We start from the raw sequence: 23,844 nt of genomic DNA on the forward strand, positions 1-23,844 counted from the left end.
CAAAATTACCTCAGTATTGATTTTAAAAGGGCAGTAAGGATAGTTAAATATTTTTATCGGTCACAGTTGCACCTGTATGAGTTTGTATGATATTGAAACGGTCATATCAGGGTCGCAACACTGCTATAGTTTTGTATTGTAGGCGTAAGCAGGATTAAGTACAACATGACCAAGTACGAATTATAACCACAAGTCAGTACACAAACGGCTTTTGCATAAACTTACGTAATTTAATGGCATCGTTTTAGTCAACATTAGCTGAATAATGCTACACTGATGCGTATCAATGATATGATTTAATGCCTGTTTTACAGACAGTACATGATTATATATTTAGTTAGATTTGTAAGGATATCCGTCTCGTTATGAAACCCAATCAACCTCCCCGTATTGCTGTTCTATTGGTCAATCTTGGTACGCCAGATGAGCCGACAGCGCCTGCGGTTCGTCGTTATTTAAAGCAGTTTTTGTCAGACCCGAGGGTTATTGAGATACCGCAGTTTTTATGGGCGATTATTCTAAATCTGTTTGTCTTGCCGTCACGTCCTAAACGCGTGGCAGAAGCCTATGCCAGTGTGTGGGAGGGCGACTCTCCCATCCGTAGAATCTTAAAGGAGCAGGTCGCTTTATTACAACAGCGCTTAGATGGCAGCATGTCACCGTTTGAGGTGTCGGTTCATCCTGCGATGACCTATGGTAACCCTGGTATTCCTGATGTGATGAGTCAGCTGCGCAGTGAGGGCGTTGATCATTTTGTTATTTTGCCTTTGTTCCCGCAGTACTCAGCAACCTCAGGTGGTGCAGTTTATGATGCGGTTACTAAATGGTCGCTTGAGCAGCGTAATCTGCCCAATTTAACCATTGTTAAAGATTACTTTGCGCATCCGCTATATATCAAAGCATTGGCTGATTCTATTCGCCGCTTCCAAGCGGAGCACGGTAAGCCTGACAAACTGATGTTTAGCTTCCATGGTATTCCGCAGCCTTATGCTGATAAAGGCGATCCGTATCCTAAACGCTGTAAGTGCACCGCAGCACAAGTGGCACACGAGCTAGGACTTAATGAAGATGAATGGATTATCAGCTTCCAATCTCGCTTTGGTAAGCAAGAATGGGTCAAGCCTTATACTGATGTCACTTTGGAGGAATGGGGTAAATCCGGTGTACGCTCGGTGCAAGTGGTCAGTCCTGCTTTCTCAGCAGATTGCTTAGAGACGCTAGAGGAATTGGCGATGGAAAATCGTGATAACTTCTTAAATGCGGGCGGACAAGAGTATCACTATATTCCTGCGCTAAATACTGATAAGGGTCATATTGATATGATGGAAGCCTTAGCGAAACCATTGGTTGAAGGGTGGGTAGCGACCTTAGATGGTTGGGCCTAATGATAGTCAAAGAAGTCAAAAAAGTCAAAGACGGTTAAAAAACAATCGAGCCTAGATACGAAAAATATAGGCTTAGCGAGGTTAAACCCCTAATCGTTTAGTAGTTAGCGGACTATAGCTTTAAAAAATATAAGCTTTTAAATATGTTATCCAAAAAAACACCGCCAGTTTAACTAGCGGTGTTTTTGCTTTATATATGAATAATAATGAGTGTTTAAAAACTATTCATCTTCAAAGCTTTGCTCAACGGCATCATCATCAGCAATATCACGAATGGTTGGATAATCTTCATCATCTAACGCATCATCGACCAATACTTCATCAATGCGTGATTCATCTATATTCTGACGGTGCATCGGCGTCAAGCCTTCTTGTAGGTTCTCACCTTCATTCATCGAATCTAAGCTGATTGCCGTATCTATTGGATCTTTCATAATCTACTCCTTTAGAGTCTATTTTTTGGCAAAACAAACCGTTATAGGTTTTGCTCACGAGGAATTTCAGCTTCCTGAGGTGCGTTAGCCATATCACGGTCAAGAGAGTAGAAGTTAGCATTATTGTCTTTGCTTTCTGATGCCAGTGCAAATTTATCACGCAGCTCATCAATAAGCGCTTCTTCTTCAATTTGCTCTTTCACGAACCATTGTAAGAAGTTAAAGGTTGGCCAATCCCTTTCATCCAATGCCTTATCAACTAATGCATAGATTTTTTTGGAGTTATCTAACTCATGTTGCCAAACATCTTCGATACAAGATTCTAAATCTACAGGATTATCACGTGGTGCAGGAATTGAACCAATTTTAGCTTCACCACCGCGAGTTTGGATATATTCTAAGAACTTAAACATATGTTGGCGTTCTTCTTCTGAATGCTTATAAAAGAATTCAGCGATACCTGCATAATTATTAGAATCTGCCCAAATACCAAGCGCAAGATACGCTTGTGCTTGAGCAGCTTCATTGTTCATCTGTTCATTTAACGCTTGTTCCATACTGTCAGAAATACGCTTGTCACCCATAATATACTCCTCAATGTTTGAATGTTATCTTTTAAGAAAAAGGTTCGTTGTCTCAGGTTTAAGACTAAAAACAGTGAGTCGTTATTGTTATTAGTATCACTGTATATTTCAAATCATAAACCAAAATTTAAACCTAAAATTTGGAAGCAACTAAAGTATAAGGGGTGAAATAAGGAATATAGGTAAGGCTTGAGTTATGAGTTGTGCATATTATGTTAGAGAGGTTAAGAGTTGTAACATAAACTAAAGAAAAATATTGAAACAAAAAAAAGCCGGCACTAAGCCGACTTTTTATTAATAAATATTAGAGCGTGTTAATGACAATAAATGGATTAAGCACCAACCATCTTGTTTACCCAGCGTACCATAGAGGCACTTGGCGAAACCTGTGCAAGGGTGCTAAATATTTTGGCAGGTATACCTACTGAGTAATGGGTTTTATGTAATTTCTTATTCGGTGAAACAGATAATTTATACAGCAGTTTACCCACATCGTCAGGGGTTAGGTTTAGACCCAAGCGATCAATACTGGTAACGCTAACGCCTTTGGTCATATCGGTTTGTACCCAAAGTGGCATCACATCGATAACTTTAATACCCTTAGGCTCAAACTCAATGTTTAACGCTTCAGTTAAGCCGCGCACAAAGAATTTACTGGCAGAATAAGGGGCAATTTCAGGCTGACCATAGATAGCAGAAGCGGAAGAGAGGTTGATGATTTTTTGATGCGCTTGACCACTCATTTGACTGCCTACTTTATGACAGCCGATTAAAACACCTTTACAGTTAATATCAACCAGTTTTAGCTGTGCTTCCAGCTTAGTATCTGGCAAATCACCCGTTACCAAAATACCGGCATTATTGATTAATACATCAATGCTGCCAAATTTTTCATTCATCTCTTCAATAGCGCTGTCCCAGTCTTCAGGAAGTGTCACGTCTAGATTGCCATGAGCGATGGCGTTAGATTTAATCGCCTTTTTAAAGGCTTTGTCTTTAAGCGCGGACTCAAGCTCGTTAACATCAATGTCAAATAAGCCAACATTATGACCTTTTGAAGCCAGTTTTTTTGCAGTGGTCAGGCCAATGCCGCGTGAGGCACCCGTGATTAGAATATTTAGTGGGGTCATTAAAAGCATCCTTGTCTTAATTATGGAGGAGAGGCTTATGAGGTAGCGTTAATCATTGTCCAATAAACATGACTCAACAATCATCGATACGCCCATAAGTTATTTTACTTAACTGATTATATAATATAAGTAGATATAATCGAATTATTAACGTGTGCGCTATAGTGCACAAACCATATGACTATAGCAAATCAAATGTTTTTTATCTAACACTGATTTTGATTGGCTAATTGAGGTTCTGTTATGGCTGAAGAAGGCGTCTGGATGGCAGACGGCAGCTGCTGTTTTAGGCAGCACTCAAAGGGCGTTAATGGGAAGCGAATTAAATACACCAAGGTAATAATATAAATAATTCCCTCAGAAATCTCTTCTACCCAGACACCTAAATCATGACCAAAGCCAATACCATGCTCGCCGCTATACTGCAGAATAGCTAAAGCAAGCACAGAAAAATAGATCGTTTTGGGTACATCTTTTAATACGGCCCATAAATAGTGCCAACTGCGAATCAAAAAGACCAGTATCGTGATTCCAACGGCCAATAAGACCGAGTCCTCCCACCATTCATAGGATTTACCTAACAATAAAAAGGTCTTTGGTATATAAAGATCCGACAAAAAACTCAACTCACGGCGGACGGCTGCGAAAAAGACCAATGCAGAGGCAAACCAGAAAGATTGACCAATCTTAAGGTGGCTTTTTCTAGCATATAAGGCACAGATAATTAAGCAGATGAATAAAGAGAGTGCTTCAAAAATTTCAATGAAGCTGTCTTCGGTAACGATAGTGGTTCTCCAACGTATAGATTAGTAACGGTCTGATATCTATATAGACAACCCTTTTAAAAACAGTGCGTATTTAATTAATGTGATATACGATTTGTATCATCTGAACACAGTTAGCAGCGCTTAATTTTGATTGCATACTAATAAGGATTGGTATGGTGCAGACCTGACTTTCAGGTAATGAAAAAAGACTATTAATATTTATTAAATAGTTGACATTTCAGGTTTAATTAAGCTTAATTATAACGCTAATCTAAAGGTGTTGCTACCCCTATAATAAGTTTTGCGCTATCTGCTGTGCGATTTGCATAGGTACTGACAGTCATAGATAGTGGATAACAAAACCTTAAACACATAGATAATAAAGGCGTAAGGGTTGTTATGTATGTTAAATAATAGGCGGTTTATTACAAATAGTTAAAAGGTTATTGCAAAAAGCAATAAGTTCGTAGCCATGGTCATCAATACCAAAATATATTTATCCACCTACATACTTAGTGATATAAATAAGAAAACGAGAGAGTTTATTTGATTTGCGATTAACCGTCTTATCAAGTATTGCGCCACTTTGATGAATCACCACAGCTGCCGAGCGGTTATGCCAGTATGATTATACCGGCTTATTTTCCGCCATTGTGGTTTGCCATCATGAATAAAAGAGTGATTGAGCATTATAAGGGCGATATAAGCCGAATTAATATGTACCACAAACCGCTGAGCCCGCGTATGCAAAAAGCCACAAAACTGATTCGTAAAGGGTTAGACTGGTTAGGTTATTAATGTAAAATTAATGACTTAATATAAGTTTAGCTATCGAATAAAGGACGTCAGAGATATGTCTTCTCGCACAGCGCTGCACCAATCAAGCTCATCCTTAAAGGCATCTTCAAAGATTGAGAACTACGGCCGCACCGCACATCCGAGTGATAATAAAGACCTGCAAGTGCTACAACGTATGCGCAGGTTTTTATTGCCCAAAGGATATACCCTCAAGCCGGAATTATTAGACAAAATCGCCGATGGCTACGAGATTACTGATCCTGCGGTTGATGCGATTATCAACAGACACGGTAGATTTGCCGATGCGCTGCAGCAATCTATTATCGATAAAGCTAGATTTGAAGCATCTGATCAGGCGCATCTGTTAAACGATTCTGATTTTCAACAGCTACGTAAGCAGTTTGCCACGCATCCTGATTGGTTCGACGCTAAGCTTGCTAAAAAAGGGGCAATTGCCTATCGGCGCTATCCACTGACCCTGGTTTGGCTACTGCGCAATGTGGCTTTGATGGCCGGCTACAGTATTCCTGCCTTATCATTACCGCTGATTAAAACCGGAGCATTGGTACACGGTGCGCTGGCACGTTTGTACCGTACTTACGGCTATATGATGGCGGTGTCCGAGCACCCGAAAATCACAGGTGATGACACCGTGTTAGCGATAGGCGGAGAAGCGTGGCGCCAGACCATTCGAGTGCGTCAGCTGCACAGCATGATTCGAAAAGGCTTGGTAAAAGATGGCTTTGATACACAGTATTGGGCGCAGCCGATTAATCAATCAGATATGGTAGCCACTCATTTGCAGTTCTCCCTGCTGATTTCAAACGGTCTAAAGTGGCTTGGCGCGCGCATCACCAAAGAAGAAGCAAAAGGGATTATGCATTTGTGGCGTTTGGCAACTTGGTGGATGGGGGTAGATTTAGCGCGTATTCCCAAGACTGAACAAGAGTCATGGGAGTGGTTTTATAACTATTTATCGGTGCAGAAGCTAGACTTTGAGATCGGCAGGCCGCTTTCTAAAGCATTGCATGATTTGCCATCACAAATTATGGGTGAGACCAATTGGCGTGGTCATGCGGTTGAGCTGGTCAATGCCAGTGTCACTCGTACTTTTGTGGGTGATGATATTGGCGATGGGTTAAATTTGCCTAAGCTGCCGTTGCGGCAAGGCGTATTACTTAGTGCGCCTATATTGTTTGGCATAGACACCGCGCGCCGCCTGCATCCTAAGCTTGAGAAACGTATTGAGCGGTTTAGACGCACTCGGCAAGACAATATGAACTGGTGGCTTAAAAAAAACGACCCTTATTATGCCAATAAAAAAACGCTGTAGGGTCGTCCTAACTTTTATCTTGGGGCTGAAGTAGATAATCACTATGCTAAACTACTCTTATGAAGCTAACCCGTTGTAAATTAAGTAAAAAAGTACAATTAAAGCTGCTTGAATACTTTGTGCTTGAAGTAACTGCTCGTTCAGCGGCTGATATACTCGGTATACAACCAAATTCAGCTATCTTATTCTATCGAAAGATAAGACTCGTTATAAATTATTATCTATCACTCGAAGCAGATGAAATCTTCGATGGTGAAGTTGAATTAGACGAAAGTTATTTTGGTGGTGTACGCAAAGGTTAAAGAGGTCGAGGCGCTGCTGGTAAGACGGCCGTATTTGGCATTTTAAAACGAAACGGTAAGGTTTATACCGTTGTCGTAGATAATACCAAACAGAACACTCTAATGCCTGTTATTAAGCGTAAAATAAAGCCTGACAGCTTTGTTCATACCGATAACTATCGTAGTTATAACGCCTTGGACGTGAGTGAATTTAAGCATTTTAGAGTGAATCATTCTAAAGAGTTTGATCAAGGTCGTAATCATATCAATGGCATTGAAAACTTCTGGAATCAATCTAAACGTATTCTTAGAAAATATAATGGAATAGATAAAAAGAACTTCCACTTGTTTTTAAAAGAGTGTGGGTTTAGATTTAACTATGGGTCACCATCCGATCAGCTTAAAACTCTGAGAAAATGGTGTGATATTTAACCCTTATCTACTTCAGCCCCTTTATAAATTAGTTAGGAAATAACTTTTTCAAACTGACTCCTGCAGAATTTATCCAGACCTCTTTACCATTGACATTACTGTTAAAAACAAACTTTCCTGCACCACTAGGGCTTGAGAACTCATAATCAGTAAGCGTTATAAAAGTATCTCCCTTATCTTCAACACCTATGATTGATATAATTCTTTCCCTATTGTCAATTTCAGATTGACTAAAGGAAGGTATATAGTCTTTTCTAATCTCGCTACCTGCTTTGACTGTCAGATGATGGTTTTCTGAATTATAGAGACCATTTGCACCTTTGTAGAAGACTTCGACTAAATTAGAGTCATTATTTTCAGCTTCATTATACGGTACAGATTTATTAGATTGCTCTGGATCTATAGTATTTGGTTGAATTTGCTCATCTAAAGTAGTTGTTGTGTCGTTTTTAACTTCCAGAATCAATTGAAATATTGCTTTAAAATTTTCAAAGTCCTCTACTGGAAAACTGCTAGACTGTTCAGCCAATAAGTTTTTTGAATTCTTTTTTATATTTTTATGTATATTATCAATAGAATCATTTTCAAAGTAATCCGTTTTTTTTGCTGACTCTATATAGGCTTCTTGGTATCTTACTGATTTAAACATAGATTCAATTGTACAGTCCCCAGTAAAACCATCTGGTTTGACAAGAGTGATGGCAAAAAAGTTATTATGATCTATTTCGTCTTTTTTAAGCTTTTTATACTGCTTGCCAGATATCTTGTCATAATTATTATCATATGTTTTTCTTCCTGGAGTATCATTATCATAAATTGCAATATATATCTTATCACCCCATTTACCTGTCTCATATAATCCAGTCATAAATGGTTGGATTTTGCTTTCTCCGCCTAGTGAGAATATATCAAAATCTAAATCTGAAAACTCACTTTTAAGCTTTGAAAAAGCATTTTCTAAATGAGTTTTATCATGTTTTCCTTCTACTAATAAAATAACATCTTTATCACTTGATAAAAAACTACTTTGTTGATGGCGATTCCAAAACTCTCCAGTGAGATGGTCTAATATTTCCTGTTCTTCTTTATTAATAATTGTGCCACTATCCACCATAAATAATTCATCATTACTTATAGACTTCGTCACAGTTGGTGAATGCGTAGTTAGTATAACTTGTCTATTAATCTTAAAAGGTTCAATTAGTTTGATAATTTGGTCTTTATTGTTAATATGAATATGGGCATCAGGTTCATCTAGTAAAAATAAACTATCTTCTTGTACAGCAAACTCAAAGGCTGATTTGAGTAATAAGAGCTTTTTCTCGCCTTCGCTAAGCGAGTCGGTAGTTAATTTATCATTTGTCCTGTTATTAGACGTCTTATTTTTAAAATTGATTGTAATACTCTCTATTATCTTGTCATCTTTAGGAGTGTATAAAATATATAGGTAGGAATAGATATCTGTAATACTATGTTTGTCTAAAGCTTCTACGCTATCCTCATGCGTATATAAAAGAGTATTTCTTAATTCTTCTACTGTATATCTCTCTTTGTTATCTATCTTCTTGATAAATTCTAAAGCAGAGCTGTTGTTATAATTTTTGTAGTTCCCTTTATTGAACTCAAAAACTATATCAATAATATCTTCAATACCTAAGACTTCTTTAATATATTTTTGTTTGTCTTCACCATCTGATAATATTAGGACAAGCAAAGATATTTCCCAGTAATACTTATTAATTAATAGCATTCTTGGTGTATCTACTTGAACGTTGCTATTGATACTTCTAATAAATTCTTTATAGAATTCTTCATAGCAGATCTTCCATAGTTTATCAGAATCACCGCTATATATAGCAACTACTTTTTTCGGTAAATATTCAGTTATACTAGATACTTCAGTACCATTAATTTGATACTTAACAGTCTTAGCTGTTTTATTAATAATTATTTTATGAACATCTATATCGTATTCTATTAGGTAATCAAAATCAGTATGACTCTCGTTTTTAGTATAAAGGTCTCTGAAAATTATACTCAACGCCTCTAGTAGGTTGCTTTTACCGCTACCATTATTACCTATAAAGGTAATCACTTTTGCTTGGTGTTCTAATTTTATATCTAAATTTTTGTAGCCTTTAACTATAAGTTTAGTGATATTCATACTGCAAATATTTCCTTTTCAAAGTCAGTAATGGCAGTTAAGCGGTTTTGTTTGGCTTGATTTCGTAAAGACTTGATTTCATCTTTAATCTCTGATAAATAGTTAGCTATGTTCTCTTGAATATTTAGTGGGGGCAAAGGGAACACAAATGCCTGCATTTCTTGTGCATTTATATTTGCTTGTCCTGTAACCTGCCTGCTTACTAAATTCTTTTGGTATTGAAGGATGCTAGAATTAAACAGATGATTAATATACTCTGTGGACGCTAATTTATTGTCAATTTCTACTTTTATTAAATAAGAAGCGAAGGTAAAGTCATTACGTTCTAAATTAAATATAGCAGTTTTTCCAACTAACTCTTTACTATTAGTTCTATTAAATAATAAGTCACCTTTTTTAAGTTGAAATTTTTTGAAATCTGTTTCAGATATAGAGATATATTTGAGGTCATCTATAACTAAGTCAGAATCATATATATTATTCATTCTCAACATTGGATAACCAGTTTCAGCTTTATGTGCCTTTTCTGATAATCCATACTGATAAGAAATTATTAAACGTTTAAAGGGCACTAAATCATAAAGTCCTTCAAATTTATCCGCTATTTTAGCTATTTTTCCTAAAGTATCGACTGACCAACGCTCAATTTCTGTGAATGAAATCATTCTAAAAGATTTGGCTTTTTCTTCTTCTAGTTTTTTAATACCTAATTGTGAATGGAGATAGTTTTCAATACTATCTTCAAGGTTTTTAGCTTTCCCTTCTAGTTGCTCTGCCTGTTCTATCTTAAAGATATATTTTTTAAGAAGATGGTTTTGGGTATCGATTGATGGCAAAGGAATTCTAATTTCTTGTAAAGTATCATACGTTAAATTCTGTCTAACGGAGCCAGTCGTATTATCTCTAATAATTTGATTGAAAGTAGGCGTTTTAAACATCTTAAATAAATAATCAGCATTTAAACCTTCTAAACATTCAAAAACTACATAAGCGGGGCTAATATAGTTATTTTCTTGTTCCAAAGTTTTTAAACCAATAGAACCCACATTAATTCTATAGGGGTTATAAGCCAAGTCGTTTAAATGGACTTCCTTATAAGGCTGATTTATATTTTCGCCTTTTTCTACATAAGCATCGAAAATACCAGTTTTATTACTAACCCCTAAAATCCCAAATTCTTTTTCAGGATAGTCATTTAGCTTAATTTTTTCACTTCTTTGATTAATATAATCACCTAATCTGACAATTGGATAGTTAGATTCAATTTGATTTGCTAAAAATCTTTTTACATCCCATAAGAAGACTTCTGAAAATGGTATAGTTTTTAACATACTAGATATTTCACTCATAGAATTTCACCATTTCTTGACTATCTGAATTAGCACTATTACGTAATAGCTCATCCCCTACTATTTTGTAAGTGTATTGGGTATGGCTCATTTGCCATAGCTTGTTCTCTTTACGATAAGCTGTAAACTCTTTAGCCAGTGGTACAAGTTCATTTTCTATTACAGACCCTGTGGTACTGATGCCTGCTTTTTCTACTTCTGCTATCGGGATTTGATAATCAAACTTTTGTTTTACTTGTGCTTTTATTTCCTCTGCCATTTTTTCTCTTAATAGTTTTAGTTGTTTACGAAGTTCCTTTTTCTCCGTCGTTGTTGGAGCGCCATCCTCTTTAGGTTTCTTTTTTAAGGCTGCATTAATAGGGTTAACTTGACTGGCATATCTATGATTAACATCGGAGGTGGCTTGATCGGTATACTGCCTCCATTGCTCGGCTTCTTCATCAGTAAACTTTTTAAAGAATAATAAACTAGGTTTTACCGTAGCACCACTGGCAATAAATACGTCTTGAGGGATAGAGGTAATTAAGATAATTTTTGCTTTACTCTCAACATAATCTCGTATGTTCTGTCCTTTGGGATTATTTAAGACACCTTCAGGTAGCACAATACCCATACGTCCACCAGGTTTTAATAGTTTAAGGCTGCGTTCTATAAATAAAACTTCGGTAAGTGTACTCATTTTACCTGTGTCATACAGATTGAGTAATGGCTTGTCAATATGGTCATTAATTTGTTTAAGCGCATCAATATAAGCGTCACCATACTGTTCGGTATATTTCTCAATACGCTGGGTATCTTTGTATTTATCAGCTTCTGTGATTTTAAGGCTCTTTTCTACTCGTGAGCCAAAAGGGGGGTTGGTTAGAATAAGGTCAAAGCGACTTTCAAAGATTCCATTAACATTTAGTAAGCCATCATTGTGATGCACACCACCATGACCATCGCCATGCATAATCATATTCATCTTAGCGGTTCGGCTCATACGTGGGTTGGCATCTGTACCGAAAATGCAATCGTGGGATAGCACTCTTAATCTACTTTTTTTATTAGTGATATCTAGTTCAGCATTTAATTGAGTAAAGTAGTCGTTGACCTGTGATTCAATTTTACTTTTTTCGTCGTCTGGTAACGCTAAGTAGGTCTCGTTAAAAAACTGTTCTTTTAAAAGCTCTTTTTGTTGATGAATGTCTTCCTCAATTTGAGAACGCACATATTCAAAGGCTTTAATCAGAAAACCCCCAGAACCGCAGCATGGGTCACATATAATCTCGCCTTCTTGTGGGTCTAAGACATCTACCATAAAGTCTACGACCGTTCGAGGGGTGAAAAACTGTCCCAGTTCACCACGGAACGTACGACCTAGAAACTGCTCAAAAGCGATACCTTTGACGTCATCAGAGGTCTTAGACAAATTATAAATTTCTAACTTTTTTACAATTTCTTCGAAACTGTTTTCTCTAATTCTAATAGTTTCATTTTCAGCAAATAAATCGTCATCCTTAAAGTCTTCTTTAGTATTGTCAAACAATTGCTGATAGAATGGTTTGCTGCCTTTGGACTTATATCGGTCATAGGATTCTTTGTCCTTTTCAAATTGATTTTTTGAAAAAATTTGAGCCTTTGTCATATCACGTTCATAGCGAATCTTTATAAATAAGATTTTACTGATTTCATCAAATGCAGCTTCGGGTGATAGTTTATCGTTGTTGCGAATAATGTTATGACATTGGAATAGTAGTTTTGAAAACTCATCTCTTGTAAATGCTTTTGTTTGCTTGAGAATTTTATCTATCTTTTTGTCATCGGTAATAGATTTTGCATCGGGTATATCAATAATTTCATCAAGCCGCTTAGGGATTTTTCCTTTTATTACTCTAAAAATACGAGTTTCTTTTAAATTAGAAGTCACAAAAAAATCCGCACCTGCCCAAGAAGCATAATTCATACCTTGGAAATAATCTTCTTCATGAATTGAGATGTTTTCTGCTTTGCATTCGATTACGATAATAGGACTGTTCTCTTCATCTTTATCTTTGGCTGATTTCCATACTAAAATATCCGCAGCAGCACGCCCTTGACCCCGCTGTGAATTACTTACAGTAACTTCTTGCGCCATTTGCTCAAGGGTAAATCCGTAATGTTCAACCAGTCTACAGATATACTCTTGTCTTACTCGCTCTTCTGGCGTGTTGACTAGCCATTTATCCTTTAGTGGAACATATATTTGTCTTTCATTATCTTTGTATTGAACTTTCATAGCTTTACTCTTATAAATATTATTTTATTAAAAAGGAATTTAATCAAACACATAATTTAATGCGCTTCATCCCAATTCTCGCCTACGCCCGTTTCAACCAACAACGGTACAGCAAAATCAACATCCCAGCCAAGCGTTTTAGCAGTGTCGCTTAGTACGTCTTGCATTGCTGTTTTAATAAGTGCTGCAATGTCAGCTGCTTTATCTTCATCCACTTCAAAGACCAATTCATCATGCACTTGCAGCAGCATTTTGGCATTGTCTTTAGGTAATACTTTATCCACGGCAATCATCGCCAGTTTAATCAGATCGGCAGCACTGCCTTGAAGTGGGGCGTTAATCGCAGCACGTTCTGCACCACGGCGTACCATTTGGTTAGTGTGTTCAATATCTGGCGTATATAGCTTACGGCCTAAGATAGTTTCAATATAGCCGTATTGTTTTGCACTATTACGGGTGTCATCCATATACTGCTTCACACCAGGATAGCGCGCAAAGTACTGATTGATATAATCTTGCGCCTCACCACGGGTCATTTGCAGCTGTTTAGCCAAACCAAAAGAGCTCATACCATATAGCAGCCCAAAGTTAATGGCTTTAGCATTACGGCGCTCGGTAGAGGTTACATCAGCAACCGGCTTGCCCAATACCTCTGCAGCAGTGGCGCTATGAATATCCAGACCCTCATTAAACGCACGGGTTAGGTTTTTATCACCAGAGAAATGCGCCATCAGACGCAGCTCAATTTGCGAATAATCCGCTGCCAAAATAACGCGGCCTTCGGGCGCGATAAATGCTTGGCGAATCAAGCGGCCAGTCTTGGTACGAATCGGAATGTTCTGCAAGTTAGGCTCAGTTGAAGACAAACGACCGGTACTGGTTAAGGCTTGATGATAACTGGTATGCACACGGTCAGTGTCTTTATCGGCAACGGCGTCGAGCGCATCGGTATAAGTGTTTTTGAGTTTAGATAATCCGCGGTATTCAAGGGCAATCTCTGCCAATGGGTGGTCGATTTTTGATAGTACGGCTTCACCGGTAGAATATTGACCAGACTTGGTCTTTTTACCGCCAATCACGCCTAATTTATCGAACAATACTTCGCCCAATTGTTTAGGGGAGCCAAGATTGAACTCTTCACCAGCCTCGTAATAGGCTTGCTGTTCAAGCTCACCAATCTCTTCATCAAAGCGCTCAGACAGCTCATTTAAGAAAGAGCGTTTGATTAAAATACCCGTCGCTTCCATCTCGCCTAAAATTTGCGATACAGGGATTTCTAGTTCATGTAGCAAGCGTTGGTTGGTATCATCATCTTTAAGCTTATCAGAGAATAGCTCAAATAACTGATAGGTAATATCAGCATCTTCACAAGCATAATCACTGGCGATATCGACAGCGACCTTATCAAAGGTAACTTGCTTAGCGCCTTTACCTGCCACATCTTCGTAGGTAATGGTTTGGGTGTGCAAATAGTGACGCGCTAAATCATCCATACCCTGACGGGTAGCGGCAGCATTCAAGACATAGCTTGCCAGCATGGTATCCATCGCCCAATTTTTAGGGCTAATGTTTAGGTCAATGTCATAACGACGCAAAATATGAGCATCGTATTTTAGATTTTGCCCGATTTTACCGATGCCTGCATTTTCTAAAATAGGTTTTAACTTAGACAGTACCAAGTCTTGGTTTAACTGCTTGGCCGTCAGCGTATCATCTTCTAAGCTATGATTTAACGGAATGTAATAGGCCTCATGTGCTTGAAGCGCAAATGACAAGCCTACGATATCTGCTTCACGCCAGTTGATACTGGTGGTTTCGGTATCTACTGCAAAGTAGGGGGCAGATTCTAATTTCTCTATTAAGCTGTTGAAAGCTGGCTCGTCGAGTACAGTGTGCCAAGCTTTCTCATGATTTTTGCTGTCTTTAACGTGTTCGACAATCGTAGACTGCTTCTGGTTTTTTAAGGTTTTGGCAATCTGTGCCTGCGACTCGGCATCGGCTTTGCTCTCATCAACGCTTTGACTGTGAGTATTGGCAGGGTGATTGGGATGGTCAAGTGATGCCAATTCATTTTTAAACTCAAGTTCGCTGTATAGATCACGAAGCTCATCAATAAACGCCGAGCTGTCGGTATTGATGCGCAAATCTTCCCAGTCTTGACCAATCTCTAAATTAGTCACAATAGTAGCCAGTTGTTTGTCTTGAGCAATAGTCTCTACAGAATCTTGCAAAGTTTGACCGACTTTACCCTTAATATCAGCAACGTTTGCCAAGATATTATCGATGGTCTCGTATTCAACCAATAAGTCTTTGGCACGCTTTTTACCAACGCCAGCGACACCTTTAATACCATCTGAACTATCCCCCATTAGGGTTAAATAATCAATCATCTGTACTGGCTTAATGCCAAATTTATCGATGACACCTTGCACGTCAGTAATTTTACCAGTAAAGCTGTCCTCTAATATCACGCAATCATTGACTAACTGAGCCATGTCTTTATCACCGGTTGAGATGACGACGTGATGACCTTCTGCAACAGCGCGCTGAGTCAAGGTACCAATAATGTCATCGGCCTCAGCGCCTTCAATACGCAATAGAGGGATGCCAAGCGCTCGCACCAAGCGGTGGATATAAGGAATCTGTTCTGCCAATTCTGCATCCATTTTAGGACGATTGGCTTTGTATTCCTCGGACATAGTATGACGGAAAGTAGGCGATTTGGTATCAAAGCACACCGCCATATGTGTGGGGTGGTAACGACGCATCAGCTTCAATAAAGCATTTAATGTCCCGCGCACCGCATTGGTCATTAGCCCTTGAGTGGTCATCATGGTTTTAGGTAGCGCATGATAAGTACGGAACAGATAATATGAGCCATCAACAAGAATAAAAGGCGGTTCATCTTTATTGATATGGCTGGTTTGCATAGTCGCTACATTGGGCATGTCATCAAACGTAGGCATAACATTGGGGTCAAGTGCGTCATGCGAGGTGTCAGAGGTATTCAGATTATTATTGTTGGTGTCAGTCATAGCTATCCTAAAAAGCAATCAAAATAAAAAAGGGAATTGGGTTAAATTCGCTGTGCCCTCATTATAACGAAAAATAAGAGACGCTATCGGGTGATTGTTAAAGTAGTCATATACGGCCGAAAAAGACAGAACGATATTGAGCTAACCCTAGATATAAATTTAATAGATGTAGAAAAGCCCAACTCGCAAAAGACGAATTGGGCTTTTTCGTGTTTGAGCACACTATTAATACAGGGGGTATACTTGTTAACTCTAAGCAGTTAACTTATATCAATAATCGGTTATTTATTTTACTTCAGATGTCACTTCGACATCGATATTGCCACGAGTGGCTTTAGAATAAGGGCAAACTTCGTGTGCTTTTTCAACCGCCTTTTGCACCTCATCAGCACCTAAGTCTGTATTACTTGCGATAACATGAATTTTAGCGGCTAAGCTGTATTGATGGTTTTCGCTTTGTAATAAGTCTACTTCCACTTCTGTAGTCGAATCAAACTCAACACCTTGCATTCTTTTGACCACGCCTAATGCACTGTCAAAGCAAGCGCCATAGCCCATTGCAAAAAGCTGTTCAGGGTTGTTGCCATCGCCTGTACCTGGTGGTGTCATATTAATGACTAAGTCACTGTCACTAACTTTGGCAGAGCCCATTCGTCCGCCAGTGACTGAAGATTTAGTTGAATATAAAGTTTTCATAATAATCCCTTTTGATTTTTTTATAGATATTTGCAAGGTCTAAGTCTAACAAATAACCTAGTATGCTTTGCTATCGAAGTTATCAAATAGCTATTTTAATAATAAGGTACTATTTAAAGTATTAAGTTAAAGTATTAAGATGGTTTAAATCGAATAGCGAGATAAGTTAAAGGTTGGCTTTCGATTTCAACATTAGTTCTATTTTATTTCAGATGTCACTTCAACCACTACGTTTTCACGAACGGTATTTACATAGGCACACATCTCAAAAGCGTCATCAACTAATTTTTGAACCTCATCGGCACTAAGATCGGTATTACTAGCGACAACATGAATCTTTACGGCTAATCTATGTTCGTTATGCTCACCCACTAAAAGGTCGACCTCTACTTGGGTGGAATGATTAAATTTATTCTTGTTGTTTTTTTGAACGATGTCTATGTCACCATCAAAACAGGCACCAAAGGCCATTGCAAAAAGTTGTTCTGGGTTATTACCGTCTGCTGAAGGGCTAGGGGGCTGCATATTAACGATTAACTTACTGTCACTCAATGTTGCCTCGCCCATACGGCCATCGATTGCTGTCGCTGTTGTCGAGTAGGTTGTTTTCATAATTATTCCTTTTTTATTTTAAGTTTGTTTTGGATGTTGTTAGGGATAAAGGGTTACTTTTACAATGAGTCAATTATTGACACTTGATTGACGCATTCAAATCAATATCAAATTATCAAATATGATATTAACAAACCCTGTTTCAATTAGCGTTCTGAGGTTGTAAGTATTTGCTAGCAGTTTGTAAAGGTAACCTACGATGGATTGAAGTATTCTTTAATTTAGTTACGTTTAAATTATCAAATTTTAACCTTGTCATGTTGAATAGTTAGGAGGAGAGGTTATTAACATCTTCTGCACCCCTAGTTGAAATCCGTTACAATACGCACACTTATTTATCTAAATTCTGTTATTCATTATTTCTATTCAAATTTTCTCTTAATAGCCCTGTCTATTATTAGAAACACAGTTTACAGTTGATACCCAAATTATGAGCCAAGAAGCAAAAGCAATAGATCCAAAAACCTTAAACAAAGAAGTCGCCCAGCGTCGTACCTTTGCGATTATTTCTCACCCCGATGCCGGTAAAACAACCATGACCGAAAAGCTATTGCTTTGGGGTCAAGCCATTCAGGTGGCCGGTGAAGTAAAAAGCCGTAAGTCTGATCGTCATGCGACCTCGGATTGGATGAGTATGGAGCAGGAGCGTGGCATCTCGATTACCACCTCTGTCATGCAGTTTCCGTACAAAAAGCACATCGTTAACCTACTTGACACCCCAGGTCACGCCGATTTCTCAGAAGATACTTATCGTACGCTAACCGCGGTAGACAGTGCCTTAATGATGGTCGACGGCGCAAAAGGTGTGGAAGAAAGAACCATTAAGTTAATGGAAGTGTGCCGCATGCGTGACACACCGATTATCTCGTTCATTAACAAACTAGATCGTCAAATTCGCGACCCGTTAGAGCTATTAGACGAGATTGAAACGGTTCTAAAAATCAAATGTGTGCCCGTGACTTGGCCTATTGGTATGGGGCAGGATTTCGTCGGTGTGTATCATTTAACCGAAGACAAAACCTATCTGTATCAAAAAGGTCATGGCGGCGAGATTACCGAGATTGAAACCCGTGATGGTTATGATTATCCAGATATTCGTGAACGTTTGGGTACGTTGGCTTTTGCAGCTTTTGAAGAGTCATTAGAGTTGGTACAAATGGCGCTAGAAGATTTTGAAGTAGAGGCCTTTTTAAGAGGTGAGATGACACCTGTGTTGTTCGGTACTGCGCTGGGTAACTTTGGGGTTAACATGGTCTTAGATACCTTAATTGAACATGCACCGCCACCGAAAAACCATCCCACTAATGAGCGTGTGGTTCAAGCCAATGAAACCAGCTTTACTGGCTTTGTATTTAAGATTCAGGCCAATATGGATCCACGCCATCGTGACCGTATTGCCTTCTTGCGTGTCTGCTCAGGTAAGTATGAGAAGGGTATGAAAATGAAGCATGTGCGTCTGGGTAAAGACGTGCGTATCTCTGATGCGCTAACCTTCTTAGCCGGTGACCGTGAAGCGTTAGAAGAGGCTTATCCTGGAGATATTATTGGTTTACATAACCACGGTACGATTAGTATCGGCGATAGCTTTACGGAAGGCGAAGAGCTGAATTTCACCGGTATTCCGCATTTCGCACCAGAGCTGTTCCGCCGTGTGGTTTTAAAGGACCCGTTAAAATCTAAAGCACTACAAAAAGGGTTGCAGCAGCTAAGCGAAGAGGGCGCCACTCAGGTATTTATGCCGCAGATTAATAACGATTTGATCTTGGGTGCAGTCGGTGTGCTTCAGTTTGAAGTGGTGGCGCATCGCCTCAAAGAAGAATACAAAGTGCAATGTGTTTTTGAGCCGGTATCTATTGCGACCGTACGCTGGATTCATTGTGATAATGAAGCGGTATTGGCTAAGTTTAAGAAAAAAGCACACGACCAATTGTCGCTAGATGGTGGCGGACATTTGACCTATTTAGCACCAAGCCGAGTCAATTTGCAATTGATGCAAGACCGTTATCCAGAGATCACCTTTAGCAGCACACGTGAACATTAAGCTTAATCTTTTTAGTTATCTAATTGGCTATGAGAATAATCATTAGAATAATAAGCTAAGCACGTCAGATCATTCTGACTAATGTTAAAAAGACGTCCTTTATATGTAAAGGGCGTCTTTTTTTTGAGCGATGTTTTACTTGTAATACTGCTCAACACACTTTAAACACAGGGCTAAGCTGTTTTAGGGTATAGTAAGCACATAATTAAGCTCACTAAAGACAGTAGGACAGGGACAGCTAAATATGAATAGGCTAATGGGCTCTTAGCTCGTTTAAGTCCTTCATATTACCGGCTAGCACCGATAATCAGCAGGGACTCAGCATAAAAAGTAGCAAGGAATACTGTAAGATAGAGAGTAATTGAGCACTTAGTTTATGTTTATCCGTTTTATTTTTATGATTTATTCATTGATAAGGAGGTCTTTATGACTACACCAGAGCACAGTAATAACAAACAATGGCAGTTAAAAGCCATTACCGAAGCGCTAGGCGATTTAGAGTTACCAATTGACGATAAGTTGACTATTGGCCGTGGCAAAGACAATGACGTAGTACTTGGCAGCAAGCAGGTATCTCGTCAGCATGCTGAATTAACCGTTAATAATGGCACACTACAAGTCACTGACTTAGGCTCATCGAATGGCACCTCAGTAAATGATACCAAGATTGAGCCCAATGTCGCTCAAACGCTAAATACAGGCGATGTGATAAGTTTTGCGGTGTTTCGCTTTAGAGTAGATCAAAAGCCAGTCACTACGGCAACACAAGCGCCTGTCGTAGAGCCAGAAGTTAATACAGCCAGCACAACCACAGAAACTGTCGCACCAAGCACAGTAGAAACAAGCACAGTAGAAAAACAGCCGGCTAAGACAGAAACGGTTGAGCAGATTAGCGAGGAGAAGCTAGAGGAGGCACTAGAAGCCGAACTAGAAGAACCGATTGCCTTTGGTAATCCTGATCAAGACAGCGCGCATCCAGGACCTGTTGAGACACTAGATGACAATGCGGATAAATCATTAGTTAAAAAGAATGTCGATGGTACGAATTTATCGCAGCATAACAAAGAATTGGCAGAAGAAGCCGATCCAGATGTATTACGTTCTAAACAAGCGGCTACTGCAAAACTCTCTGCAACTGAAGAGGCGCACGTTGAAAAAACACAAGCGGATAATAAAACCTTCAATACGGTACGTGAATCTGAGCAGCATAGCGTTGCACACGTAAAAAATTCAAATGCAGCGCCTGAAAGTACAAAAAAAGATGGCGGTAGTGGGATTCTCTGGGTCCTGTTGATTTTATTGGCCTTAGGGGTTGCTATATGGCTATTTAATAGCGGTGCTTTGGCATAATAAAGAAAAAAAATTGAACTTTTTTCAAAAAAAATGAAATCAGGGGTTGTGTTTTAGAAAATATTTGCTAGAATACTCCCCACTTCGAAGGAACACGCCGACTTAGCTCAGTTGGTAGAGCAACTGACTTGTAATCAGTAGGTCGCCAGTTCGATCCCGGCAGTCGGCACCATTCTTCGTAGTACTATTGCTTTATTGCAATTTAGTAAAACTATTATCTATTTTAGTTTTACTTCTCAGGTGGGGTTGGGGAGCGGTCAAACCCAACAGACTGTAAATCTGTCGCGAAAGCTTCGAAGGTTCGAATCCTTCCCCCACCACCATTTTCTAGTTACAATTTCAATTAGTGTTCAAGCATTATCTACCTAGATCAGCAGACGCTGCCTAATATAAATGAATGGGCAGATTATCATCGCTGTGATATTGCGGGTGTGGTTTAATGGTAGAACCTCAGCCTTCCAAGCTGATGGCGCGGGTTCGATTCCCGCCACCCGCTCCAACTATTTAAGATAAGTCAGTTAATAGCAAAGCACGCTCATATAGCTCAGCGGTAGAGCACTCCCTTGGTAAGGGAGAGGTCTCGAGTTCAATTCTCGATATGAGCTCCACTATTTATAATTAGCTTGCTGACTGGATATTAAATAAAGATTAAGCGTTAGGTGACTATTTAAGATTAAGACGTTTACAAGGGCAAATAATGACCTTGCACCACATTACATCACATCGATAATTGTTAGATAGGCAGCACTTAGTGTTGCCTTTTAGTGTTGTAATAAATTAAATAATAGAAAAATCACTGATAACTATCCTATAAATACTATTTATTTCAGTAAACCCAAAAAAAGAGGACACACACATGGCAAAGGCCAAGTTTGAACGTAACAAACCGCACGTTAACGTTGGTACCATCGGTCACGTTGACCACGGTAAAACCACACTAACAGCTGCTATTGCAACTGTCGCTGCTAAAACTTCAGGCGGCGAAGCAAAAGACTACGCGTCAATTGACTCAGCACCAGAAGAAAAAGCACGTGGTATTACCATTAACACCTCACACATTGAGTATGACACTGAAGCACGTCACTACGCACACGTAGACTGCCCAGGTCACGCTGACTATGTTAAAAACATGATTACTGGTGCGGCACAGATGGACGGCGCTATTCTAGTAGTATCTGCTACTGACGGCCCAATGCCACAGACACGTGAGCACATCTTGTTATCACGTCAGGTTGGCGTACCATACATCATCGTATTCATGAACAAATGTGACATGGTTGATGACGAAGAATTACTTGAGCTAGTAGAAATGGAAGTACGTGAATTACTTTCTGACTACGACTTCCCAGGTGATGACACCCCAATCATCAAAGGTTCTGCACTAGAAGCTCTAAATGGTAACGACGGTAAGTATGGTGAGCCAGCAGTTATCGAACTACTAGAAACTCTGGACACTTACATCCCAGAACCAGAGCGTGACGTTGACAAAGCATTCCTAATGCCAATCGAAGACGTATTCTCAATCTCAGGTCGTGGTACTGTTGTAACTGGCCGTGTTGAGTCTGGTGTAGTACGTGTTGGTGACGAAATCGAAATCGTTGGTATTCGTGATACTCAAAAGACAACGTGTACTGGTATCGAGATGTTCCGTAAGTTACTAGACGAAGGTCGTGCTGGTGAGAACTGTGGTGTACTATTACGTGGTACTAAGCGTGAAGACGTACAACGTGGTCAAGTACTTGCCAAGCCAGGTTCAATCACTCCACACACCAAGTTTGACGCAGAAGTATACGTACTATCAAAAGAAGAAGGTGGTCGTCACACGCCATTCCTAAATGGTTACCGTCCACAGTTCTACTTCCGTACTACTGACGTAACGGGTGCTATCTCATTACAAGACGGTACTGAAATGGTAATGCCAGGCGATAACGTTGAGATGAGCGTAGAGCTAATCCACCCAATCGCTATGGACAAAGGTTTACGTTTCGCAATTCGCGAAGGTGGCCGTACTGTAGGTGCGGGTGTTGTTGCTAGCGTTAAAGACTAATATCTTTAATCCTTAATACAGCGTAAAGCTAAAAAACCGTCTCATTCGAGACGGTTTTTTTGTGGCTGATTATTGGTAATCATCGTTATATGATAGACATAGACTCTCTATATATCTGTAAGGTACTGAGCAGCTCATCCACCTCTTTAAGCTGCTTTTGAGGAACCAGTAGTAAAGACTGACAGAGGGTAACCTTATATTTAGTGACTCGATATTTAGTGACTCGTAAAAATTAAACCGTTTAAATTAATTATACTCACCCTAAATTTTGAGATTTGAGTATGGAATAGGGGGCTTGAATCGACCCAAAACCGATTAAGATCAAAAGATTAGTGAAGATTCCTACTTAGTAGGCTCATCAAGGGTTGCAATACATAAAAAAAGTTGTATAATGGTCAGCCTTAACTACAGGCGATTGGCTCAATTGGTAGAGCATCGGTTTCCAAAACCGAGGGTTGGGGGTTCGAGTCCCTCATCGCCTGCCACATTTTTTAACTGTCTCAGTTTATTAGTACACTCTCTCCTTTTACCATACAGATAGGCGGTTTTTAACTCTATCGTCTAAGTCGTAAGGCAAATCAATTATGAGCAACCAACAAGATAACCTAGATAACAAGTTATCTGATAAAAAGCAGAGCGCTCATAATTCGCTAGGTAAAACGATTTCTAATAAACAGAGCGCAGTTGAAGTTGCAAAAACCCGTTCGCCAAAAGATATGGCGTTATGGGCACTTGCATTTGTTGCGTTAATAGGGGCGACTCTTGTTAACTACAAGCTGCCAGGTATCTGGCAACCTGCTAACGATTTGTGGGTTCGTATTGGCTTAACGGCTGCTTTGGTCATTTTTGCCATGATTTGTTTGGCATTAACCAACCAAGGTCGTAGTTTTAAAATCTTACTAAAAGATGCCAGTATCGAGCTGCGCCGAGTAACTTGGCCAACGAAAAGTGAGACCATTCAGTACACATGGCAATCATTATTAGTCATCGGTATTGTGGCAGTGATCGTTTGGTTGTTAGATAACTTATTTAATTGGTTGGTCGGTATATTTATCGGTTAATCAGCTTCTATGATAGGTTTCTTTAGAAGAATTTGAATAAGTATTGGCACCGCCATAAGCGTTAACAAAACAAAATTTAATATTGTCA

Annotated in this window: 16 protein-coding genes, 5 tRNA genes and 2 pseudogenes; 13 read left to right on the forward strand and 10 right to left on the reverse strand. The window is 39.1% G+C overall.

All coding sequences use genetic code 11. The annotated features are described in order from the left end of the window. The first annotated feature begins 365 nt into the window (after positions 1 to 365). A complete protein-coding gene (gene hemH, locus AC2SLO_RS03510) occupies positions 366 to 1,385 on the forward strand; it encodes a ferrochelatase (protein ID WP_486543530.1) in 1,020 nt (339 codons plus the stop codon). 221 nt (positions 1,386 to 1,606) lie between these two features. Here the strand turns inward: hemH and AC2SLO_RS03515 are convergent, their stop codons facing one another. The 4 genes from AC2SLO_RS03515 to AC2SLO_RS03530 all read right to left on the reverse strand — a co-directional run bounded on the left by AC2SLO_RS03515 (position 1,607) and on the right by AC2SLO_RS03530 (position 4,117). Further along, a complete protein-coding gene (locus AC2SLO_RS03515; RefSeq protein ID WP_486543531.1) occupies positions 1,607 to 1,819 on the reverse strand; it encodes a hypothetical protein in 213 nt (70 codons plus the stop codon). A gap of 41 nt (positions 1,820 to 1,860) precedes the next feature. Further along, positions 1,861 to 2,403 carry a ferritin gene (locus AC2SLO_RS03520; protein ID WP_486543532.1) on the reverse strand — a complete coding sequence of 181 codons (543 nt, stop codon included), beginning with the start codon at positions 2,401 to 2,403 and terminating at the stop codon, positions 1,861 to 1,863. Between the two features lie 332 nt (positions 2,404 to 2,735). Then, a complete protein-coding gene (locus AC2SLO_RS03525; protein WP_486543533.1) occupies positions 2,736 to 3,533 on the reverse strand; it encodes an SDR family NAD(P)-dependent oxidoreductase in 798 nt (265 codons plus the stop codon). A gap of 206 nt (positions 3,534 to 3,739) precedes the next feature. Then, on the reverse strand, positions 3,740 to 4,117 hold the full coding sequence (locus AC2SLO_RS03530; RefSeq protein WP_486543534.1) for a hypothetical protein: 378 nt from the start codon (positions 4,115 to 4,117) through the stop codon (positions 3,740 to 3,742). 750 nt (positions 4,118 to 4,867) lie between these two features. Here AC2SLO_RS03530 and AC2SLO_RS03535 point away from each other — a divergent pair. The 3 genes and pseudogenes from AC2SLO_RS03535 to AC2SLO_RS03545 form a co-directional block, all read left to right on the forward strand. Next, positions 4,868 to 5,098 (forward strand): annotated as a pseudogene (locus AC2SLO_RS03535) (alkane 1-monooxygenase); the annotation flags it as partial. Between the two features lie 55 nt (positions 5,099 to 5,153). Beyond that, positions 5,154 to 6,431, forward strand: a complete 1,278-nt coding sequence (locus AC2SLO_RS03540) for an oxygenase MpaB family protein (RefSeq protein WP_486543535.1) — start codon at positions 5,154 to 5,156, stop codon at positions 6,429 to 6,431. A gap of 59 nt (positions 6,432 to 6,490) precedes the next feature. Next, positions 6,491 to 7,144: pseudogene (locus AC2SLO_RS03545) on the forward strand (IS1595 family transposase). 28 nt (positions 7,145 to 7,172) lie between these two features. On the opposite strand, the gene AC2SLO_RS03550 reads toward AC2SLO_RS03545, so the two are convergent. From AC2SLO_RS03550 to AC2SLO_RS03575, 6 genes are all read right to left on the reverse strand, one after another. Beyond that, the gene (locus AC2SLO_RS03550) at positions 7,173 to 9,308 is read right to left on the reverse strand and encodes a DUF4357 domain-containing protein (protein WP_486543536.1); all 2,136 of its coding nucleotides are present in this window, start codon (positions 9,306 to 9,308) and stop codon (positions 7,173 to 7,175) included. Beyond that, positions 9,305 to 10,657, reverse strand: coding sequence for a restriction endonuclease subunit S (locus AC2SLO_RS03555; RefSeq protein ID WP_486543537.1), 1,353 nt, complete (start codon positions 10,655 to 10,657; stop codon positions 9,305 to 9,307). Before AC2SLO_RS03555 ends, AC2SLO_RS03550 begins: the two co-directional genes overlap by 4 nt. Then, positions 10,650 to 12,914 carry an N-6 DNA methylase gene (locus AC2SLO_RS03560; RefSeq protein WP_486543538.1) on the reverse strand — a complete coding sequence of 755 codons (2,265 nt, stop codon included), beginning with the start codon at positions 12,912 to 12,914 and terminating at the stop codon, positions 10,650 to 10,652. The genes AC2SLO_RS03555 and AC2SLO_RS03560 overlap by 8 nt, the downstream gene beginning before the upstream one ends. A gap of 56 nt (positions 12,915 to 12,970) precedes the next feature. Further along, on the reverse strand, positions 12,971 to 15,880 hold the full coding sequence (polA, locus tag AC2SLO_RS03565; protein WP_486543544.1) for a DNA polymerase I: 2,910 nt from the start codon (positions 15,878 to 15,880) through the stop codon (positions 12,971 to 12,973). A 354-nt stretch (positions 15,881 to 16,234) separates the two neighbouring features. Further along, positions 16,235 to 16,645, reverse strand: coding sequence for an Ohr family peroxiredoxin (locus AC2SLO_RS03570; protein ID WP_486543539.1), 411 nt, complete (start codon positions 16,643 to 16,645; stop codon positions 16,235 to 16,237). A 198-nt stretch (positions 16,646 to 16,843) separates the two neighbouring features. Next, entirely contained in the window at positions 16,844 to 17,257 is a 414-nt protein-coding gene (locus tag AC2SLO_RS03575) for an Ohr family peroxiredoxin (RefSeq protein WP_486543540.1), read from the reverse strand. Between the two features lie 430 nt (positions 17,258 to 17,687). Here AC2SLO_RS03575 and AC2SLO_RS03580 point away from each other — a divergent pair, with 430 nt between their 5' ends. The 9 genes from AC2SLO_RS03580 (at position 17,688) to secE (ending at position 23,756) form a co-directional block, all read left to right on the forward strand. Next, the gene (locus tag AC2SLO_RS03580) at positions 17,688 to 19,298 is read left to right on the forward strand and encodes a peptide chain release factor 3 (RefSeq protein ID WP_486543541.1); all 1,611 of its coding nucleotides are present in this window, start codon (positions 17,688 to 17,690) and stop codon (positions 19,296 to 19,298) included. A 426-nt stretch (positions 19,299 to 19,724) separates the two neighbouring features. Then, entirely contained in the window at positions 19,725 to 20,648 is a 924-nt protein-coding gene (locus tag AC2SLO_RS03585; protein WP_486543542.1) for an FHA domain-containing protein, read from the forward strand. 96 nt (positions 20,649 to 20,744) lie between these two features. Beyond that, positions 20,745 to 20,820 (forward strand) — tRNA-Thr (locus AC2SLO_RS03590). Between the two features lie 67 nt (positions 20,821 to 20,887). Next, positions 20,888 to 20,971: transfer RNA gene (locus tag AC2SLO_RS03595), tRNA-Tyr, on the forward strand. Positions 20,972 to 21,073: 102 nt separating this feature from the next. Further along, positions 21,074 to 21,147, forward strand: a tRNA-Gly gene (locus tag AC2SLO_RS03600). 34 nt (positions 21,148 to 21,181) lie between these two features. Continuing rightward, positions 21,182 to 21,256 (forward strand) — tRNA-Thr (locus tag AC2SLO_RS03605). A 248-nt stretch (positions 21,257 to 21,504) separates the two neighbouring features. Next, positions 21,505 to 22,695 carry an elongation factor Tu gene (tuf, locus tag AC2SLO_RS03610; RefSeq protein ID WP_486543348.1) on the forward strand — a complete coding sequence of 397 codons (1,191 nt, stop codon included), beginning with the start codon at positions 21,505 to 21,507 and terminating at the stop codon, positions 22,693 to 22,695. A gap of 409 nt (positions 22,696 to 23,104) precedes the next feature. Beyond that, positions 23,105 to 23,180: transfer RNA gene (locus tag AC2SLO_RS03615), tRNA-Trp, on the forward strand. Between the two features lie 99 nt (positions 23,181 to 23,279). Continuing rightward, positions 23,280 to 23,756: a preprotein translocase subunit SecE gene (gene secE / locus AC2SLO_RS03620; protein WP_486543246.1), complete on the forward strand. Its 477-nt coding sequence runs from the start codon at positions 23,280 to 23,282 to the stop codon at positions 23,754 to 23,756. Positions 23,757 to 23,844: the final 88 nt, after the last annotated feature.

It is taken from the genome of Psychrobacter sp. CX14, from assembly GCF_057396205.2.

What these genes read in the sequence shown, in the direction of transcription:
- hemH (WP_486543530.1), top strand. Translation starts at nt 366, where the DNA reads ATGAAACCCAATCAACCTCCCCGTATTGCTGTTCTATTGGTCAATCTT.
- AC2SLO_RS03515 (WP_486543531.1), bottom strand. Translation starts at nt 1,819, where the DNA reads ATGAAAGATCCAATAGATACGGCAATCAGCTTAGATTCGATGAATGAA.
- AC2SLO_RS03520 (WP_486543532.1), bottom strand. Translation starts at nt 2,403, where the DNA reads ATGGGTGACAAGCGTATTTCTGACAGTATGGAACAAGCGTTAAATGAA.
- AC2SLO_RS03525 (WP_486543533.1), bottom strand. Translation starts at nt 3,533, where the DNA reads ATGACCCCACTAAATATTCTAATCACGGGTGCCTCACGCGGCATTGGC.
- AC2SLO_RS03540 (WP_486543535.1), top strand. Translation starts at nt 5,154, where the DNA reads ATGTCTTCTCGCACAGCGCTGCACCAATCAAGCTCATCCTTAAAGGCA.
- AC2SLO_RS03550 (WP_486543536.1), bottom strand. Translation starts at nt 9,308, where the DNA reads ATGAATATCACTAAACTTATAGTTAAAGGCTACAAAAATTTAGATATA.
- AC2SLO_RS03555 (WP_486543537.1), bottom strand. Translation starts at nt 10,657, where the DNA reads ATGAGTGAAATATCTAGTATGTTAAAAACTATACCATTTTCAGAAGTC.
- AC2SLO_RS03560 (WP_486543538.1), bottom strand. Translation starts at nt 12,914, where the DNA reads ATGAAAGTTCAATACAAAGATAATGAAAGACAAATATATGTTCCACTA.
- polA (WP_486543544.1), bottom strand. Translation starts at nt 15,880, where the DNA reads ATGCCTACGTTTGATGACATGCCCAATGTAGCGACTATGCAAACCAGC.
- AC2SLO_RS03570 (WP_486543539.1), bottom strand. Translation starts at nt 16,645, where the DNA reads ATGAAAACTTTATATTCAACTAAATCTTCAGTCACTGGCGGACGAATG.
- AC2SLO_RS03575 (WP_486543540.1), bottom strand. Translation starts at nt 17,257, where the DNA reads ATGAAAACAACCTACTCGACAACAGCGACAGCAATCGATGGCCGTATG.
- AC2SLO_RS03580 (WP_486543541.1), top strand. Translation starts at nt 17,688, where the DNA reads ATGAGCCAAGAAGCAAAAGCAATAGATCCAAAAACCTTAAACAAAGAA.
- AC2SLO_RS03585 (WP_486543542.1), top strand. Translation starts at nt 19,725, where the DNA reads ATGACTACACCAGAGCACAGTAATAACAAACAATGGCAGTTAAAAGCC.
- tuf (WP_486543348.1), top strand. Translation starts at nt 21,505, where the DNA reads ATGGCAAAGGCCAAGTTTGAACGTAACAAACCGCACGTTAACGTTGGT.
- secE (WP_486543246.1), top strand. Translation starts at nt 23,280, where the DNA reads ATGAGCAACCAACAAGATAACCTAGATAACAAGTTATCTGATAAAAAG.